Annotated in this window: 16 protein-coding genes and 2 tRNA genes; 11 read left to right on the forward strand and 7 right to left on the reverse strand. The window is 41.9% G+C overall.

From position 1 onward, the window contains the following. Positions 1 to 3: 3 nt before the first annotated feature. The gene (gene asd, locus GTH32_RS16985) at positions 4 to 882 is read right to left on the reverse strand and encodes an archaetidylserine decarboxylase (RefSeq protein ID WP_163087989.1); all 879 of its coding nucleotides are present in this window, start codon (positions 880 to 882) and stop codon (positions 4 to 6) included. Positions 883 to 1,049: 167 nt separating this feature from the next. Then, a complete protein-coding gene (gene rsgA / locus GTH32_RS16990) occupies positions 1,050 to 2,090 on the reverse strand; it encodes a small ribosomal subunit biogenesis GTPase RsgA (RefSeq protein ID WP_163087991.1) in 1,041 nt (346 codons plus the stop codon). Positions 2,091 to 2,176: 86 nt separating this feature from the next. Here rsgA and orn point away from each other — a divergent pair, with 86 nt between their 5' ends. The 11 genes from orn to GTH32_RS17045 all read left to right on the forward strand — a co-directional run bounded on the left by orn (position 2,177) and on the right by GTH32_RS17045 (position 13,119). After that, positions 2,177 to 2,722 carry an oligoribonuclease gene (gene orn, locus GTH32_RS16995; RefSeq protein WP_163087993.1) on the forward strand — a complete coding sequence of 182 codons (546 nt, stop codon included), beginning with the start codon at positions 2,177 to 2,179 and terminating at the stop codon, positions 2,720 to 2,722. A gap of 102 nt (positions 2,723 to 2,824) precedes the next feature. After that, positions 2,825 to 2,900 (forward strand) — tRNA-Gly (locus tag GTH32_RS17000). 163 nt (positions 2,901 to 3,063) lie between these two features. Continuing rightward, positions 3,064 to 3,139 (forward strand) — tRNA-Gly (locus tag GTH32_RS17005). A 497-nt stretch (positions 3,140 to 3,636) separates the two neighbouring features. Then, entirely contained in the window at positions 3,637 to 6,108 is a 2,472-nt protein-coding gene (locus tag GTH32_RS17010; RefSeq protein WP_163087995.1) for a TonB-dependent receptor, read from the forward strand. Positions 6,109 to 6,181: 73 nt separating this feature from the next. Then, positions 6,182 to 7,735 (forward strand): tetratricopeptide repeat-containing sulfotransferase family protein, encoded by a 1,554-nt coding sequence (locus GTH32_RS17015; RefSeq protein WP_163088003.1) that lies wholly within the window; start codon positions 6,182 to 6,184, stop codon positions 7,733 to 7,735. Between the two features lie 76 nt (positions 7,736 to 7,811). After that, positions 7,812 to 8,054: a hypothetical protein gene (locus tag GTH32_RS17020; RefSeq protein WP_203565538.1), complete on the forward strand. Its 243-nt coding sequence runs from the start codon at positions 7,812 to 7,814 to the stop codon at positions 8,052 to 8,054. A gap of 108 nt (positions 8,055 to 8,162) precedes the next feature. Further along, complete coding sequence (locus GTH32_RS17025; protein ID WP_163088005.1) at positions 8,163 to 8,627, forward strand: hotdog fold domain-containing protein; 465 nt, start codon at positions 8,163 to 8,165, stop codon at positions 8,625 to 8,627. A 508-nt stretch (positions 8,628 to 9,135) separates the two neighbouring features. Next, positions 9,136 to 9,960, forward strand: coding sequence for a HipA family kinase (locus GTH32_RS17030; protein WP_163088007.1), 825 nt, complete (start codon positions 9,136 to 9,138; stop codon positions 9,958 to 9,960). Further along, positions 9,927 to 10,820, forward strand: coding sequence for a hypothetical protein (locus tag GTH32_RS17035; protein WP_163088009.1), 894 nt, complete (start codon positions 9,927 to 9,929; stop codon positions 10,818 to 10,820). Before GTH32_RS17030 ends, GTH32_RS17035 begins: the two co-directional genes overlap by 34 nt. A 258-nt stretch (positions 10,821 to 11,078) precedes the next feature. Continuing rightward, entirely contained in the window at positions 11,079 to 12,485 is a 1,407-nt protein-coding gene (locus GTH32_RS17040; protein ID WP_163088011.1) for an AAA family ATPase, read from the forward strand. Then, a complete protein-coding gene (locus GTH32_RS17045; protein WP_163088013.1) occupies positions 12,469 to 13,119 on the forward strand; it encodes an HNH endonuclease in 651 nt (216 codons plus the stop codon). The genes GTH32_RS17040 and GTH32_RS17045 overlap by 17 nt, the downstream gene beginning before the upstream one ends. Before the next feature lie 92 nt (positions 13,120 to 13,211). On the opposite strand, the gene GTH32_RS17050 is transcribed toward GTH32_RS17045, so the two are convergent. From GTH32_RS17050 to GTH32_RS17070, 5 genes are all read right to left on the reverse strand, one after another. After that, entirely contained in the window at positions 13,212 to 13,538 is a 327-nt protein-coding gene (locus GTH32_RS17050) for a helix-turn-helix domain-containing protein (protein WP_163088015.1), read from the reverse strand. Positions 13,539 to 13,765: 227 nt separating this feature from the next. Next, entirely contained in the window at positions 13,766 to 14,512 is a 747-nt protein-coding gene (gene istB, locus GTH32_RS17055) for an IS21-like element helper ATPase IstB (RefSeq protein WP_163088017.1), read from the reverse strand. Between the two features lie 8 nt (positions 14,513 to 14,520). Beyond that, a complete protein-coding gene (istA, locus tag GTH32_RS17060; protein WP_246223305.1) occupies positions 14,521 to 16,059 on the reverse strand; it encodes an IS21 family transposase in 1,539 nt (512 codons plus the stop codon). Positions 16,060 to 16,590: 531 nt separating this feature from the next. Next, positions 16,591 to 18,294, reverse strand: a complete 1,704-nt coding sequence (locus GTH32_RS17065; RefSeq protein ID WP_163088019.1) for a hypothetical protein — start codon at positions 18,292 to 18,294, stop codon at positions 16,591 to 16,593. Then, entirely contained in the window at positions 18,294 to 19,361 is a 1,068-nt protein-coding gene (locus tag GTH32_RS17070) for a hypothetical protein (RefSeq protein WP_163088021.1), read from the reverse strand. The genes GTH32_RS17065 and GTH32_RS17070 overlap by 1 nt, the downstream gene beginning before the upstream one ends. Positions 19,362 to 19,605 lie beyond the last annotated feature (244 nt).

Here is a 19,605-nt window from a genome sequence, read left to right on the forward strand (position 1 = left end):
AAATTAGCTGGCGTCGCTGTTGCTACCTGCAACGTAGGCCATAGGTTCACCTAAACGGGTTACCTGACCGGCGGTTAGGGCTTCAAAGTCGACAGCATCATTTTCAAAGCACACCACTATGGTAGAGCCAAGTTTAAAGCGGCCTAATTCATCCCCTTTTTTCAGTTTTACACTGGCTTCGCTGTCTCTATCATAGGTCCAATGCTGAACATGCTTACCTGCCGGTGGAGTAACAGTGCCTGCCCATACGGTTTCAATACTGGCCACGATAGTTGCGCCAACTAATACCATTGCCATCTTACCTACTGGCGTATCAAATAGTGCAACAACCCGCTCGTTGCGCGCAAATAGCCCGGGAATGTTACGTGCGGTAAGTGGATTAACGGAAAATAGCTCGCCGGGTACATACACCATATCAGTAAGCGTGCCGTCAATCGGAATATGGATACGATGATAGTCTCTTGGCGCGAGATACACGGTGGCAAATTGACCGTCTTTAAAAGGAGCCGCGAGTTCAGGTTTACCCCCTAGTAACGTGGTTAAACTGTAGTCGTGCCCCTTTGCTTGGAAAATGCTATCGACATGGATATCACCGTATTGGCTTACCGCACCATCTACCGCATGCACTAGGGTTGAAGGATTAGGGTCAATAGGACGGGCGTCAGGCTTCAACGGACGAGTAAAGAATGCGTTAAAACTTGCGTAATATTCAGGATCTGAATGAAGTGCCTCATCCATGTTTACGTTGTAATGGTTTATAAACCGCTTAATCATGAAGGTAGTAAAACCGCCTAATTCAGCAGCGGCTAACTTACCTACTGCGCGAGACAGTAAGTGTTTAGGGGTAATGTATTGTAGATTTATTTTAAGCCAGTCCAGCACGAAAACGCTCCAATTAAATTAACCAAACAATTGTACCTTAAGTTATATGGGGACAAGTAACTTTAAGATTATGTATGCAACAAACTTGATATAAGGAATTAGTAGAAAAACGCGCTAGTTAGAAAACCTTGGCGGGGCAGCAAAGGTTTTCTATTCGCGTGGTGGGGTTAACTACCGGGCGGCTGACTGTGACTTGGCCTTTGCTCATCCATGGTAGTTAGTATCCTGTGATAGCTGGCGAAACGGTCGGCGCTGATATGGCCTTCTTCTACCGCTTGGCGCAAAATGCAACCAGGATCGTTAAGATGCTTACAGTCTCTAAATTTACACCCGCCAAGATAATCGCGAAACTCAACAAAGCCCCATGTTATCCGTTCGGTTGGAATATGCCACAGGCCGAATTCACGCACCCCTGGTGAATCTATAAGATCACCACCGGCGGGCAAATGAAGCAATTTAGCGGCGGTAGTGGTGTGTTGGCCGAGTCCAGAATTATCCGAAATTTCTCCGGTAAGTTCATCGGCATCCGGTAAAACCTGATTAATAAGGCTTGATTTTCCTACCCCTGATTGCCCCACAAAAACGCTCACATTGTCGTTTAAGTAGCTATTGAGTACATCAATGCCTTCGCCAGTTTTACAGCTGGTGAATAACACGTCGTAACCTAGCTTCTTGTAAACGTCCAGTTGACCCTCAATGCTTTGGCGCTGCTCATCAGACAGTAACTCTACTTTATTTAATACCACAACAGGCGTAATACCAATATCCTCACAAGCAACCAGGTAGCGGTCGATTATATTGGTAGAAAGACTAGGAAGAATAGCGCTAACAACAATTATATTGTCGATATTGGCCGCTATAGGTTTAATGCCGTCATAAAAATCTGGCCGGGTTAATACCGAATGACGGTCATTAACAATTTCGATTACACCTTTAACCCCAGACTCCGCGTCATCTCCTTTACTGAATAATACCTTATCGCCGCATACCACAGAGTCTACCGTTCTGCGTATATGGCAACGGGATACAACCCCTGCGTCGTCTTCCACATCGGCATGTTTTCCAAAGCGACCGATAACCGTGCCCCGAATGAGTGGGCTTTCATCAACTGTTTTGGTGCTAGGGCTATTTTTGTCTTGCAGTCGCTTGCTTCGGTTAGCCGCAACTTGACGTCTTTGTTTATGGGTAAGTTTTGGTTTTTTCGCCACGATTTCTATCTAATTTCACGTATACTGTGACAATAATAACGTTTGTAGGGCATGGTTGCCATGTCTGTAGTGCTAAGAGGAACGATATGAGTAAACACGATAGCAATTTAGTGTGGATTGATATGGAAATGACCGGGTTAGATCCTGAAACATGTGTGGTAATGGAAATTGCTACCATAGTTACAGATGCCCAACTGAATATCTTGGCAGAAGGGCCCGTCATCGCGGTACATCAAAGCGATGATGTATTAGATAACATGGATGAGTGGTGTACCCGGGTGCACGGTGAAAGCGGCCTTACCAAGCGCTGTCGTGAAAGTAAGATTAATGAACAGCAAGCCGCGCAGCAAACGATTGCGTTTTTGCAGCAATGGGTAGATGCAGGTAAATCACCTTTGTGCGGCAATACTATAGGGCAGGACCGACGCTTTATGGTGAAATATATGCCTGAACTTGAAGAATACTTTCACTACCGTAGTATCGATGTAAGTACCATAAAAGAGCTCGCGCGCCGCTGGAAACCTGAAGTACTTGATGGATTCCAAAAGAAAGGGGTGCACTTAGCGCTAGACGACATTCGCGAGTCAATTGAAGAAATGCGCTACTATCGAGAGAAAGTGTTTACGATTTAGCCACTCGTTAGCTTCTTCGAAAAAAAACAGAATTAATGGTTGCGTTACTGACATATTTTTGTAAAATGCGCACCACTTCAAACGAAGTGCCTAAATTTTGTTGCGGGAATAGCTCAGTTGGTAGAGCACGACCTTGCCAAGGTCGGGGTCGCGAGTTCGAATCTCGTTTCCCGCTCCAAATTAAACCTAGTAATGTTTATTCTTTTACTAGTGAGCGTGAAAGCGCGACCCCCGTGGGGTCACGACCGAGTGTCGGCCAGTTGGCGAATCTCGTTTCCCGCTCCAAATTTAACCTAGTATCAAGACTAGGAAGTCCATTAGATGCCATGCATCGACTCTATGCGGGAATAGCTCAGTTGGTAGAGCACGACCTTGCCAAGGTCGGGGTCGCGAGTTCGAATCTCGTTTCCCGCTCCAAATTCTTCTTTCGTACATGCGCTTTAATCGTATAGCTGTAAGCAGCTAATTCGCGTTTTTTTCAACATATCGATCAAATTACGCGGGCTTCACGGGTAAATATTCTTAATGCCGCGCACATTAATCGTGCATTTTTGAGATTGTTTGGTCTTTGTTTTAAAAAACTAAGCGAGAGCATGTGGTTAAAAACCTCATTCTAATGCAATGAATTTTAACTAATTGTGAATGCTTGGTTAAATTGAAAGTATTTTCACTTTTTCTGAATAAATATTTAGGAAGAGGCGTGTTTTCTCTCTTTTTTATAGTAAAATAGCACGCAAATCCGGCACGTTTTCTGCTCAACTCCCCGTTGATGATAAGCGAAGTCAATCTAGTTGCTTCCACTTAGCCGGATAAACACTTAAAACTCGTGAAACGTAACCCTCAGAAGGACTCTGTCTCCCAGATGGATTGGTAGTTAGTGATTCATGGACATCCATTTTGTAAAGAGAGATAAAATGTTCAAGAAAAGCGCCCCTTTTCATTTGTCTGCTGTTACAGGCGCGGTACTTGCTGCCTGCACAAGCCAAAGTGCACTCGCACAAACTGTAGAAATAGATGAAAAACAAATTGAAACCGTTGAAGTTACCGCTACTCGCCGTAGTGGCTCATTACAAGAAGTGCCGATTAATATTTCAGCGCTAACATCTGACGTACTCGATCAGCAAAACATTGAAGATTTAGATGGTGTAGCTAGATGGGTGCCCGGTCTCACTGTTACCGATCAGGGCGGCAGGGAAGATTCCCCCATTATTGTACGCGGCCTTAATACTAACTCCTCAGGGCCCAGTTCGGATGGCGGTACTGTCGCTACCTATTTCGGCGATATCCCACTCTTTTTAAATATGCGCCTAGTTGACGTAGACCGTGTAGAGGTACTTATTGGTCCTCAGGGAACCTTATACGGTGCGGGAACGCTTGGCGGCGCAATTCGCTACATACCTAAACAAGTAGATTTAGACTTTATGTCTGGAGAAGTTTCGGGTGATTTGTTTAGTGTTAGCGAAAGCGATTCACTCGGTGGTGAAGCAAGTTTTGTTTTTAATGCTCCCATTATCGAAGGTGAGTTAGGGGTACGAGCTTCTCTTAATTACTTTAACAACCCCGGCTTTTTAGATTACAACTACGTGGTTCGAGAGGGTGGGGTGTCTCTACCCGATCCTGATTGGACGGATGCAGATGCTATAGAAGATAACTTAAAAAGTGTTGCCGATGCGAACGGAGAAGACACAATAACGGGGCGCGTGGCGCTTCGCTGGGCGCCAACCGATGAGTTTGAAAGTACGCTAACTTACTTCTATCAAAAGCAAGATGTGGAAGGTCGTTCAATTTCACATTACAACGCACTCTCAAGCGATAATGGGCTAAGCGATTTAATAGGGAAGTATGAATCTGCCTACCGCTATGAAGAGCCTCGTGAGAAAGAAGATGAACTACTTAGTTTAGAGATGAAAGCAGATTTAGGCTTCGCCGAATTAGTGGCGGCCACTGGATTGTCGAAATTTGACGCCAATGGACAGCGCGATCAAACCGACCTTCTTATCCGCTTAGATTATAGTTACGAAGAATTTCCTGCATTTTCATCTTATACAGAAGAAGTTGAATCACGCGATATATTCACGCAAGAGTTAAGGTTGGTTTCGCAAGATTCAGGCCCTTTGTCATGGATTGTGGGCGGGTTTTACTACGACGTTATTACCGATGGTACCAGTAAGGAGTTTACGCCAAACTTCGATGAGTATGCGATTGACGTATGGGAAGAGGAAGGCAACTATCGACCTGATGATCTCGAATATTACTCAGTTGATGAAACGCAAACTACCGAAAAAGCGTTGTTCGGTGAACTGTCCTATGAAATTACCGACGATTGGGATGTAACCGTAGGTTTAAGGGCGTATCAATACGATGTGTTTTCACGCTCAGCGGTAGACTTACCGCTTTATTACTCTGTCTATAAAGGGCGCGCCTCAGATTCAATTGAGCTTGATTATGGCGAAACGTCTGCAGATGACAGCGGTACGCTACTTAAATTGAATACAAGCTATCAATTTACCAACCGTACCATGGGTTATTTCACTCTAAGCGAAGGCTTTAGAATTGGCGGTGCAAATAGTGTTGTAGCTTGTCCCGACAATATCGATGAGCTAAATAACCAAATAGTGTGTGCCATAGAAGAAGAACAGCTGTACGAGGCAGATACCACGCAAAACTATGAAATAGGTGTAAAAACGAGCTTCTTTAAAAACAAGCTACAGCTAAATACGGCCTTGTTCTATGTAGACTGGCAAGACCCACAGGTGTCGGGGGCTACGGTAAACGGCCAGCAGCCAATAGTGGTAAATGCAGAAGGTGCCGAGTCAAAAGGGGCGGAATTCTCTATGCGCGCGATTATCGGCGATAGCATTACGACCTACGCCACTTATGCCTTTACCCAGGCTGAATTAACCGCCGATGCGCCCTACCTGTTTGGTGTTATAGCCGAACAAGGCTCCGAACTACAAGATTATTATGATGGCAAAGACGGTGACCGCTTACCGGGCACTGCTGAGCATCAATTTTCGTTTGGTGTAACCTATAGCCAAGAAGTATTCGGCGACAAAATGCTAAACGTTAACTATGGTATCACTGCGCAAAGCGATATATATACCACCGTGGGTCTACGCCAAGATGGTGAGGCTTTGCCTGGCTATGCGGTAAGCAACCTTAATGCCTCTATTTCCGATGAACAGTGGTCGGTAACGCTATATATCGATAACCTGTTCGATAAATATGCGTTCACTTCTACCCGTCGAAATGTTGGAGATATTGGTTTAGGCGAGTTTAATACCGAATTGCAGCCTAACGGTACGGAGCTGCAGCGAAACTATGGGCATTATGTGTTAACACCGCGCACAGTTGGCCTTATGTTCAACTACCAGTTCGGTATGTAATATAGTTAAAAATATCACCGAGAAAAGGCGCTTATGCTGGGGTATAAGCGCCTTTTTACTTTGAAAAGTAATAATGACGAAAAATATTATAGGCTTAGAGCAAGCAGCAAAATACATATCCGAGCGTAATTACGTTAAGGCTCATCAAGCGTGTGTGAATGTGATTGAGCAGCATGGGCATCATCCACATGCTTATTTTTTGCTTGGCATCATTCATATTGAAATAGGCCAAATTGAAAAAGCAATTAAGCTGTTAGAGCGTGCCAATAGCCTCGTTGCCCGCCCTATCTGCTATGCCTATTTAGCTAAGTGTTATGCATTAAAAGGTGATATGCAGTTAGCCTTAGAAATGGCTAAGCAGGCACCAGTAGACAGCCTAGAACGCGCCTTAGACCTTGATACTGTAGGGGTGTCCCTCAGTCGAGTAGGGTTACATGAGCAGGCTGCTGACTATTTCAAGCGCGCGCTTCACTTTGCCCCGGACAATGCCCAGTTTCATTACAATTATGCAGTAAGTGCAAAGTTTGCCGGCCAGTTTAAAACAGCGCGCAAACACTTTGAGATTGCCATTGAAAACGCCCCTAATTTTTATCAAGCGTACTTCGCACTCTCCGACCTAGGGCATCACGAAAACCAGCAAACGCATCTTGCGCGTTTAGTTTCACTGTCTTCACAGCTAGTTAACCATCCAGAAGGCAGGCTTCATATAGGCCATGCGCTTGCCAAAGAGTATGAGGCGCTTGGCAGCTATGATAAGGCGTTTAATGCTTTAACACATGCAAAGTTACCCCAGCGTCAACGCAGTGAAAACGCGTTACGCGACTACCAAAGCATTTTTGAAATTCTACATATGCAGTTAGGAAAACACGGGGATATTAGTGGGGTAGAAAATAATGCACCTATTTTTGTAGTTGGTATGCCACGTAGTGGAACAACCCTTGTTGAGCGTATATTGAGCCACCATTCCCACGTGGCGTCAGGGGGAGAGTTGCAAGACTTTGGTGTAGCAGTGAAAGAGACGGTTAATACCCAAAGCCAAAGGGTACTGGATGCAAAAACATTAACGTGTGCCTATAAGAGCAATATGGGAGTAATAGGGCAACGTTATATTGAACGTACCGCTTTTTTACGCGCACACTCGCCCCGTTTCGTTGATAAGCTCCCGTTCAACTTTTTTTATATAGATCTTATTCGCCGTGCTCTACCAAAAGCAAAGGTAATTTGCCTTCAGCGTGATGCCATGGACACCTGTGTGGGCAACTTTAGGCAATTGTTTTCTATACACAGCCCTTACTATGCGTACGCTTACGACTTAGGTACGATAGGCCGCTTTTATCAGCATTTTAATAATTGGGTGGGCGCGTTCAGTGCACAGCACCCAGATGCTATATATATGCAATCCTACGAACGTTTAGTTAGCCACCCAGAGTCTGAAGTTAAGGCGTTACTCGCTTATTGTGATTTACCCTGGGAAGAACAGTGTTTATCGGTAGAAGAAAATCGGTTGCCCGTATCAACCGCAAGTAAAGTGCAAGTAAGAGAGCCAATCAATACTCGTTCCGTGGGTCGCTGGCGGCACTATCAGGCTCATACTCTTGCGCTACAAGCACTATTAGATAATGGCTAAAAGCCTTGCAACCTACGAGCGCTCAGCCTAAGCTAACTGGTCTAACCAGAACGATTATACAAAAGAGAAGAGAGTTATGCCCGCAGCTAATCCGTTACGTGCCTTCGCTAAAAAAGCAATGTCTTACCCTACTTGGATTCGTCAGAAACTGCTGACATGGATGTTTCGTTACAAGGTGAAACTCACCGGTACAGTAAGTATTGATATTGTAGAGACAGATTTAAAGTCGGTAACCTTTCGGCAGAAAAATTACAAGAAGGTGCAAAATCATATTGGCAACGTTTTATCTGGGGTAATTTTGTTGACCACAGCAGATTAGTTTTAAAAATTCATAAATTATCAAGCAGTAACAAAGTAGTGAAAGTTAAAATTTGCATGTCAACAAATCATTTGTTGACATGACTGCATATCATAAATAGAGACACGTATGACCGACAACTATTTACTGAATATATATAAAAAGTTCCTAAAGTTTCCATCTGGTAGAAAGCTTTTTAGCTGGTATTCAGCGCGAAGAGCGCCGTATTTCTCAACAATATCCCCCCTGATCACAGAACTTAGACCTGACCATTGTGAAGTGATGATCAGGAAGCGAAAATTATTACAAAATCACATTGGCACGGTGCATGTTATAGCGATTTGTAACGGCCTCGAAATGGCAATGGGGTTCATGTGTGAGGCATCTATCCCAAAAAATCTACGTTGGATACCAAAAGGTATGGAGGTTAAATATCCGGCAAAAGCTGACACAGATATCAGGTGTGTCGCAGAAGTCCCCAATGGTGCTTGGAAACCAGGTGATTTGCCAGTTGTTGTAAAAGCATATGATTTAAAAGGAAATGTTGTTGTTGAAGGTACGATAACGATTTGGGTCAGTGAAAAGAGAAAGTAATAAACGATTTTAATATCATTTAACACTTATTAATCAAGCTCCAATCTAATATAGCTGGAATGGATGAATGGCTATTAAATTCTAGTCAAATTTTTCAAGGGACCACTCACGAACGACTATGTGTCAAATCTGGTTTAATAACTTAAACGTCGAACTGTAGCTCTGTGTCGGCTATAGAACAACTAGATAGGATAGAAATTGGGGGGGTTCGAAGGCCCTACCTGTTTATTCTTTTCTCTTACAATTACCTAGAAGTATCCGTAATAAACCTCTTAAAAATGGTATATAGGCTCGTAGCGTCCATCGCACACAGGCATCGTCAAATTTTGGTAAATGAATTATGAACACTTTTCAGAAACACACCAGAAATTCTGAGGAATGCACAGCAAAAAATAGAGTAAGCTTCTGATATGATATAGTATTTAAAAATCTGAGTTCTTGTGCGACATGGTTTAAGCTGCAAAGCGTTCACTAAAAGGCGTTATAAGAATATGGAGTTCATAATTAGATGACAAAAAAAATCAAATTGAAAAATGTTCCATATACCGTTGTTTCAACATACTTTGGCAGAGAGAATTCTGGATCACAAGCTGAAACTTGGAAAGTTGCACTGAGAGCGGAACCGCGCTCGGTCAACGCTTATGTCAAGTTGACTAAAAATTATCGCCAGACAATTGCAGAGTTAGCTTGTGCGCAAGTAGGAAAGGCATTAGGTTTAAATGTTCCAGACTGTTATCTAGTGTATGTTAACACTGACAATTTACCTGAAGAGGTGAAGAGGGAGTCGATGTTTGCGAATCGAGGCGAAATATTAGCTTTTGCCAGCGGAAGTCCTGACCCTGATGTTATGAGTTTTGAGCGACTAGTTATTGCTGATAATGATAAAGCAAACGAACTATTCGATGCATGGGAACATTTAGATCTCGTTATAGCGTTCGATGAGTGGATAGCAAATCCTGACAGAACCATGTGTAACTACCTTTTTTCACCTGCAGACAGTGATTTCTGGCTTATAGATCATGGCAGTGCACTTACAGGGAATTATATGCCAAACTGGGCTCTTCATGATACGAAGGTAGAAACGCATAATGCTCTATACGAGAGCATCGCACACCAAAAAGAGCTTAATGAAAAATATGAAATGAAGAAAAAGGCGACTGCATTAATGAGTAAGGCTCACAATGTAGACTTAGACACTTTAGATTCTAGCGATTTTTATAAAATGATCGACAGTGATGTTAATGTCAAGGAAATCGCAAAGTTCCTTCACGAAAGAATTGATTATTCGGTAAAGCTATTATGTCAAAAATTGGGAATACCTCAACTCCTTTAGGGTATAGGTTGCCAGATTTTTCAAATGATTTTTCAGCTCTTTGGGTACCCATATATCTTGAGCCTATTACTTTCTCTGGTGAACGTATTACTATCGGGTTAGCCTTTAGGACTATCGATGGAACAATAAAAGTTGTAAATACACTACCTTTAGATGCATTGAATAAAGTTTTTGGTAGTAAGGGTAGTGACTTGCATTCAATAGCTGATATGGTCTTGGTGAGTTTTCGGAATCATTTAATTTCGACAAATAAATTTGAAAATTTTACTCCAAATATAAAAGGGGTCTATATTGGGAAACCAGTAGAGACTTTTGATAAAAACCTCGATTCAATAATCTATCAAATTAGGAAAAATTGCTCAGTATTTTCAGCGCTTTATGTGAATGGTGAAGAAATAGTAGTAAAAAATAGAACTGAATCTCAGGCGAAGATTTGGGCTAATAAAATCAGAGAAGAGACACTCAGTAGAAGAAAGTCGCTCTCAAATAACTTCAATCGTGAATTTAAATTTAGAAAAGGCGCTAAAGGAGCGAACATCGGGTATGTTGGTAACAATGTAGCGTTTAATTTTGGCGCTCTAGATCCTGATAGCTCTACCTTCTCATTACAATCTAATAGAATAATTAGACAGGCAACAGAACTTAATTCTTTAAATAAATTGGGGATGGCGGATTTTAAATATTTAGAGGTGAGTGTCTGGGCCCCCAAAAAAGCTACTTTGAGCAATGATTCTAAATCAAAGCTGTATTCAGTATCTCAAGAGTTAGAGCAATTGGGAGATGATATAAATATACGTATAGCGTTGGGGCAAGACTTCAGAAGAGTAACTGAAAGAATACTTACAGACAGTAGCTTTTAATAAATTCCTACGCAAAGTATTCATTTGAGAATCCGAAAATCAACTTGTTAAAGGTTAATAGGTTTTCTCCTGAAAAATCAAAATATGGAATACTTATATCCTACGAGGGTGATTAAGTATTGATTGGCATTGTGTTATAAATTCTTAGTACATTTTTATAGAAAACTAGTATGCCATCAATTATGTTGTACGTCCGCGTTAACATTATTTAGTTAATAATAATTTTATGTGAAGCTATAAGCGGCATAAGGTAAAGGGATGAAGAAATTTTCGAGGGATAACTTTCCAATAACGACATTTCAGCATGAGCATAGGAGGGTCCCACTTACCATTCCGCATGAAAGCAATTACAGTGAGAATACTTATACAGTTATCGTGGGAAAGAACGGTGTAGGTAAGAGTCGTTTACTATCTAACATGGTTCGTGATTATGTGGTAACCGAACGGTTGTCTCAAAATGAAAGCCTAATTGAATTTGATTCAAACGATATAGGTGGAGGGCGAATCATTGCTGTATCTACAAGTCCGTTTGATAAGTTCATGTTGCCGCCAAAGAGTCGAACCAAAGAATACGTTATAAAGACCAATTATAGATATGTTGGAATGAGATCAGGCGGTATGAATAGTATATCGTCAATTTCATTAATATCCTCTGCGACAGAGGGAGTCTTGGAAAGGTTTTTAAAAAACGACAGCTACGACAGGCTAAACGACGTCTTCCACACGTTGGGATTTACCCCGCGGGTTCGGCTCATATTTAAGTCTATATTCAATTCAACAGCAAGCACTAGAAATATACAACTTAGTAGCTTTGAGAATAACCAGACCGATTTTGATTGGCTAATGGATTTTAATATAAGGCTTAGCGCAAAAGTTATTGATATTTTGAAAGAAATAAATGAGTCTGAAGCGAGAAGGATAAGAGCTGCCGTTGAAAACCTTCATTATCATTTTATTGATGGTAAAAGCTTGTCAGTTGATATTGATTTTTCACATGGTAATGAATTTAGTGTAAATAATGAGAAATTCCATAATTTTGAAATTTTAGAAAGTTTTAAAATATTGTTAAATTATGACTTGATTCGCCTCATGGACATGAAGCTTCATAAGGTTGAGTATGGCGATATGTCTTTGCGACGTGCCAGTTCGGGAGAGCAGTGTATGCTTGTTATGATACTAGGTATAGCGGGGCATATTAATGACTCTTCACTTATATTTATTGATGAGCCTGAGATTAGTCTGCATCCGAAGTGGCAGGAAGATTTCATGCCCTTATTAATTAAAACATTTTCTCAGTTTCGCAAATGTCAGTTCTTTATTGCTACACACTCACCTCAGATAGTATCTCAGTTGGATGGAAATAACTGTTTTGTTACATCTTTATCGAATAATGAAATTTTTCCATCGTCCTATTTCTACGAAAGGTCATCTGACTTTCAATTGGCGGAGATTTTTGATGCTCCAGGTTCAAGGAATGAATATGTAACTAGATTGGCATTTTCTTTGTTATCCAAGTTAAAGAAGACTAAAACAGTGGGTTTAAAAGAGATCCAAGAAATGAAAAAATTGGTTTCATTGCGTGAAGAAATAGATCGTGATGACCCAACATACGAATTGGTTGAGTCGGTTGAGGAGATAGTAAACCACTATGCCTCTCATCAATAATATAATTGTTTTCACGGAAGATGAAAATTTAACTATCGAAGATAAAATTCAGTCAGATAGCTTCTCTCATTGTGATTGGGGAGGAGAAGATCTACAGCCAATACGAAGTAGAATTAGAAGATTCTATAGGAATGAACAGTATGGAGTTTGTGCTTACTGCAAAGAAAATGTGTCTTTAAGGTCCGCAAATAACGCACATGTCGAGCACATAGCCCCCAAGTCATTATATGCCCGTTTTATGTTTGAACCTAAAAACCTTTGTGTAATTTGCGCTGATTGCAATGAAATAAAAAGAAATCAGGAGGTCATTAACGGAGTCACTGATACATTTGCCAGTAACGTGATTCGATACCCAAGATCTTCTCGTGCTTTTAAAATAGTCCATCCATTATTTGATGATTATGATGAACATATTTTGAAAAAAGGACGCGTATATATCGATAAGTCCGCTAAAGGAGCATTTACAATCGGTGTTTGTAAGCTCAATCGCTTCTTTCATGAATTTGATGTTGATGAAGAATTTGTAAACGATGAAGAAATAGTTCATCAAATGAATGAGTACATAGATTCAAATAGTGCGGTACAAAAAGCAGGGATATTAAACAGGTTACGAGATATCCTTTTTAACTTTTAATACTTTCGATTTTGGAGATTTTTTAGAAACACTCTGATCATTTATTGTATTATAATTTTTAAGATGCTGGGTGAGAATCGAGATTTCTTTCTTCAAAAATCATCATCAAGGTAACCCTGGGATTTAATCCAAGTTAAAATCGAATTCATCTTATTTTCTGATAGTCTGTGTAGTAGTAAGTTAATCTCAGCTAACTCCTCAGTTTCACAGAAAAAGTAATTAAGTGGGACGTCAAGTTGAGATGCTATTCTTGATAATGTCTGTAAATCGGGAGTGTGTCTGCCTTTTTCATAGTGGTTCATGCGCCCGCTCGCAGAGCTAGGTTCCAACCCAATTCTGATCCCCAGCTCCACCTGAGATATTTTGGCTTTGTTTCTCGCCTCTTTAAGACGTAACGGGAGCGGACTTTTGAATTCCAATAGTGTTTCATAATTAGCAAACCAATACTTAGATTCTCTAAGTTTGAATCTATCATGTATACTTAGGAAAACTAAGTGTCAATTCGTGTATTATTTTATGCCTTATTCCTCTGACTTTAAAAAGTCTGTGCTGAGCAAGCTGACAATCTGCGTATTTCGGTGAATCCGATCGGTCGTTTCGGTTTTATCCGATCACTTTTTCTTCTTCTTTTTCGTCATTGCCAGTTTTACCTTAAGTGATCGGATTGGTCTAGTTTTCTCATCGATTCGCCAGCCAGTTCAATTCGATGACTGTTGTGCAGTAAACGGTCGAGTAATGCATCTGCTACAGTGGGATTGCTGATGAGTTTGTACCACTCGGTAACAGGTAGTTGGCTCGCTATGATAGTGCTGGTGTTTTGATAGCGCTCTTCCATTACATCGAGTAAGTCATTGGCCTGTCGTGCATTTAGTTTTTCCATTCCCCAGTCATCCAGGATGAGCAGTTTTTTCTTAGCGAGTTGGGCAAGCTGTTGTCGATAACTGCCATCGGCGTGACCGATATTCAGCTCATCAAGAAGTTGCCCAAGTCGGTAATATCGCACTGTATGATGCTGCTCACAGGCTTGCCTGGCTAATGCGCAAGCGAAGTATGTTTTACCGCACCCTGTTGCACCAGTAACGATAATGTTATGGGCGTGATGTAAGTATTGGCCGCCCAACAGTGTGGCGACTTTATCTTTGCGTAGACCGCGCTCTGCGCGGTATTCCAATCGGCTGGCGTGAGCCTCTAAGCGCAAGGTTGCTTGGCGCAGTAATCGCTTCACTTTGCTGTCTTGCCGACAGTGAATTTCGTGTTGTGCCAGTAATCCTAAGCGTTCTTCGAAGCTCATCTCATCAAAGGTTGTCGCTTGGCTTTGTTGTTGCAGTAACGCTTGAGCGAAGTGCCCAAGCCGTAAGCTACGCAGTTGCTCTTGTAGTTGAGATTGTGTCATGAGTTGTCCTATTGATAGTAATGTTGGCCGCGGATGTTGTGGTGGGTAACAGGTTGTTCATCTTGCTCGACCGCCGTGCTTGGTACACTTTCTTGATGATGTTTGAGTAAGTTCATTACTACGCTTCTGTGCGGGCGTTTTAGCAGTAACGCCTTTTGGCAAGCGGCTTCAAGCCGCGCGGCACCATGCTGTTTAGTGAGGTTTAAAATGGCAAGGCAGCTTTTAATCGCTTGCTCAGGATGTTTACGGCTATGGATGTGCCACTGCACCACACCGCGCGTACCCACACCAATATTCTCAGCCCAGTGCAGTAAGCGTTCAGCACTGAAGCGCTGTTTTACGTGGCTGTCCGGCATGTGTTCTTTTTGAGTAGAGAAGCCACCGTCTTTTGCTGATTTAGCGTGCTGTGTCACCAGTTGGTTGTGATGATAGATGCTTACCACGCTGCCACTTGCCTCAATGGTCACCGTGTTGCCTACTAAGGTGTGCGGTACAGAGTAAGCGTGCTTTTGGTACAACACATGATAATCAGGCCCCACCTTGGCTCGTTTACTGTCGATGTACTCATACGTGGTGCCAGGCAATGGCATTAGCGCAGGTTTATCGAGCAGTTCAAACTGCTCTCGGCGAGAGCCTGGATGTAAGCGCTGCGGCCGATTATTTAACTCTTCCATTAATACTTTGATACGTGCGTTGAGGCCCGCTAAGGTGTAAAAGCACTCCCGTCGCAATCGCATTAGTATCCAGCGTTCAACAATCAATACCGCATTTTCAGCTTTGGCTTTATCCTTCGGTTTGTAAGGTCTTGCCGGAACGATAGCGCAGCCGTAATGCCGCGCCATTTTGGCGTAGTTTTCATTCATCGTGGGCGCGTAACGGTGAGCTTTGGTAACGGCTGACTTCAGGTTATCCGGCACAAGCAAACGGGGGACACCGCCAAGGTAGCGGAACGTTCTTACGTGCGCCATTATCCAGTCTTCCTCACGTTGAGAACGACCCGCTTCAACATACGTGTAGTTCGTTGCGCCTAAGGTCGCCACGAAGATTTGTGCATGATAACGCACTTCGCCTGTATCAGGATTAACGATAGGTACTGTCGGCCCGCAGTAGTCAATAAACAACTTGTCGCCCGCGATGTGATGCTGACGCATACTGCGCTTCTGCTTTTTAAGCCACCGCTGATAATGCTCGCAGAACTGCGTGTACCCATAAGCTGATGCACTATCTTCGCCGCAATATTCTTCCCACAGTAACAGCTTCGTCATGCCTTTGCGCTTCAACTCTTGCTGCATAAGCATAAAATCAGGCAGCCGTTTCTGGCGCTGAGCTGGGCCAGTGCTATACAACTGCGCTTCGAGCGTTTTATCGTTTACCGCTTCCGGCAACGGCCACGATAGCTCACTGGATTTAAAGCGTGAGAGAATTTCACTCACGGTTGAAGGGCCGAGACTCAAGCATTGGCCGATGTCTCGATGGCTTAATCCTACTTCGAATTTGAGACGCAGGACGTCTTTAATTTTTCTCATATCGGTTCTCTTTCTCGCCATGGCTGCTCGTTCCTTCAATAAAGTGATGAAGTTGAACTTACCAATTGATTTAGTGAGAAAAAGAAGAAGATTTCGGTATTCCGATCAGTGATTTCGGAAAAACGTCATTTTTGATCGGATAACGCCGAAATAGGCGATCGGATTGAACCGAAATGGGTGATCGGAATGGGCCGGTACATGCACAATCAACGGCCATTCTGTTTCAGATGTTGCTAGAGACTGTTCAATAGCGAAAAGTACTCTTTATCGTTGGCTTAAAACCGAGAAGGTAGTGAAGACTGGCTGCAAAGATCGGTTCATTATGAGAAAGCTAGAAGAGCGACTGGTAAAACAGTCAGAAGAGCGAGATGCTCTTATTAAAGTCGTTGTGATACTGTCGAGAGAACTAGATAATTAGTGAAACTATGTTCAAATAAAAACACAACGCAAGTGGATTAGTGATTCATTATTGATTTTTATCACTTTTATTGCTGTGCTTATTCAGAAAGCTACTGGCTTTGAGAAATTTTTGTCCCCCAGAGCGCGGCTTTGCTACTCACAAATTTTCAACCAATCTTCGATATAGTGAAATGGAACAGGGTAACGGTAAATCCTACAGGCAGTTAGCACTAAAGGGGCCTTATCTTGTATAACGGCCGACATTCTTCGAAATGCGTCGGAGTTAACGCATTCCTCTACTATGTGCTTTATTATTAAGTCTTTATTCATTGGAAAGCGTGTCGTAGCAGAGCCGTGAGTATCGGAGTTAGAATACATGACTTCTTCACTGAACTCGTTTGGATACCAGTACTGTAAAGTACTATGTGAAAGATGTTCTGTTGCAAACTCTTCCAGTTTCTGGCTAATAGATTCGACCTCGTATAACGAGCTAAAGACAGCTAATACAGGGTATAAAATGCTAGCCTGAGTCGCTTTGTTTTTATAACCACTGTCTTTTTTATCTTTATGCCTGTGCTCTAGCAGTTGCTCGTATGTATTGTGGACTACTGGATACATACCATTACTTTCAAAAGCAAATATACAGCTTTCAACAACTTCGACAAGCCAACTTCGAACAAATTCATCCGCTTGAGAGTCGCTAGCTAACAAGGTTATCGCTAATGCAATTTCTATAGCCTGCGAGTCCTTATAAGGAGACAAAAGCAATGGATTGTTTTTCACCAGTAGCTTTATTGTGTTTTTTACAAGGTTTAAGCGCTGAATCAATGCTTCCTGGTCTTCACTATTCCCATTAGTCGGCGGAGATTCAAGGTAACTTCGTTCTAGCGAGTCCAATACCCAATGCCCTTTAACAGCTAGTCGTCCCAGTACGTCAAATAGTTTTAGATTGACATCGATAGCACATGGTGAATTCACTGCATGGGATAGGCCGTACTTTAGATTAACGTTTGGTATCAGGCAGCTATCTACATAGCAATCGGTGATTTGGTGATATGTATCTAGAATGCTAAGGAATGATTTTGAAGGTTTGTTTTTTCCTGTGTAATCGTTTTTAACGCTGTCCCATGCTGACAAAAGTGCTCTTTCCGCTGAAAGATATGCAGCTTCTAAATTCTCACTTTCTCGGCACCATGAAAACAATATCCATAAACAAACATTAACTCGCGTTATTGACGATGCAACTGAATCGGCATTGGGTGTCTCAGCAAGTATTTCATCAATTAATTTGAAAAAATGATTGCTAGCGCTATTTGGTTCTTCAAGTAAAGCTAGGGATTTTCTCAGTCGCGCTTGGCTTGAGCTGGGTAGCAGCTCCTCTTTTAGCAAAAAGTTTTGAATATACTCTGATAGCTTATCGCCATTCCATTCTTCAAAACTAACATCCTCAGTTGTATTGCGCTTCTCGTAGCCTGAGACTTCCTGTCTAATCCCAGAATTTATATCACCACCAAAGCATAAGCAGATAACAATTTTTTTACTCCTGTGCTCTGGGGGAATTCGACTAAGAATGAAAGAGTCTTGAATCTCATCCAAGGATGGTCTGAGGGCCTGATCTGCATTTCCGTTCCAAGTTTCTCTAGTAAGATTTCCTGACTTAACAGAAAACAAGTATATCTTTTCTTCTTGATCCTTTAACTGGCCTACTGCTGCTATATCAACACCATACTCCTTCACTCCGCGAGTAGGTGAGATAAAGACGTTCATGCCCATACTACTTAATAGGTCAGGTAAAACAGCATCTAGTTCTTGCCGCTCTTTCAATGAAGCTAAGTATTGTTTAAATATCAACTTCATTATTTCTTACTCCTGTGACGATAAAATCTCAACTTGTAGTCCAAACGCTCAGGATCTAAAACATTTAGTGTTGGTAGTTCCGAAGAATGTGAAGAAGAATGCATGTTTACTTCTTGCCTCAGTTCATTCCCATCACCTCGTTTGACGTAGAAAATCGAACTGTTGCCATATAGTACTTTCTCGGTGTTGAAAAGTTGAAGAAATAAAGAAGACTTCGATGCTTGCTCATGAGCTTCAGCTACATCTTTACTAAACCGCTTCCAATAACTATCGACATTTTCTCTTGGAGCCGACAATTCTTTTAGTCCAGATAGTCTATTGAGGTCAGCACTATAGTCGTGAAATCTTTTAAGAAGGCGCTCTAGTAGGGGTTTTTGAATTTCGTTATCAATCAGAGAACGAAAGAACTCCTTTAGCTTTCCTGGATAACTGAGTAGCAAGGGATCGTAAAGGTTCTGCTCTATTTCTTCACGAGTAGCAGGTGCAGCGCTCTCATAAACTGACAGTATGAAGCTCGCGGAAGCTATCGGCAGAGTGAATAGCCAACCTATGGCTCTATGAACAACAAACATCTCCTCCAGCTCATTGGTTAGCAATGTGCTATCTGCGGTTAGGTTGATGCCATAGTCAGAACTATGATTGAGCAAGTCAAAGACAGCATGACAAAGTGATGAATCCCCACTTAAAAGCCACTTCGTGAGAATATGACTGTAAAGATCTGGATATTTGTCGAATAACTCATCTGAAAAGTAATTTAATGAGGTAAGTGCCACTCCACTGATTACAAACGACTCTAACAACCTTACAGCAGTAGTTGTTCGTCTACTTTCTAACAGGTTTACTAGCAAATGCTCTAAATTATTTATGGTTCCTATATCTCCAGCGGAGATATTTTCTAATTCCTTCACTAACAGAAAAAATACAACATCAGGCAGATCTGCTGTGTCAAACGCGACTATATTTGATATCTCATTTAGTATTTCCGGTTCTGCATTCTTCAGTAACTCTGGTAAAAGTTTTTCAATTTTTACCCAATGATAGGAAGATATAGAGCCGAGATGAATCAATGCTCTGAGTAAAACTGAGCGGCAAGTGGCTTCATGTTCAACATATACGCGGCTGCTTAGCAGTTGCCAAACGTCTTTTGTAAAGGGTTCCTCTATTTGAACTCTAGCCAGAGCAAAATTGTAGTGGCATAGTTAATTTGGCCACCCATTAAGAAAGAAATGTTATGCTAATAAGCATACAAATTTGGGTGAAAAAATGACGAAATTAAAACGTGCAACGTATTCTGCTGCAATCAAATTAGAA

Origin of the sequence: Alteromonas profundi (assembly GCF_010500865.1) — a bacterium.
GTDB classification, from domain to species: domain Bacteria; phylum Pseudomonadota; class Gammaproteobacteria; order Enterobacterales; family Alteromonadaceae; genus Alteromonas; species Alteromonas profundi.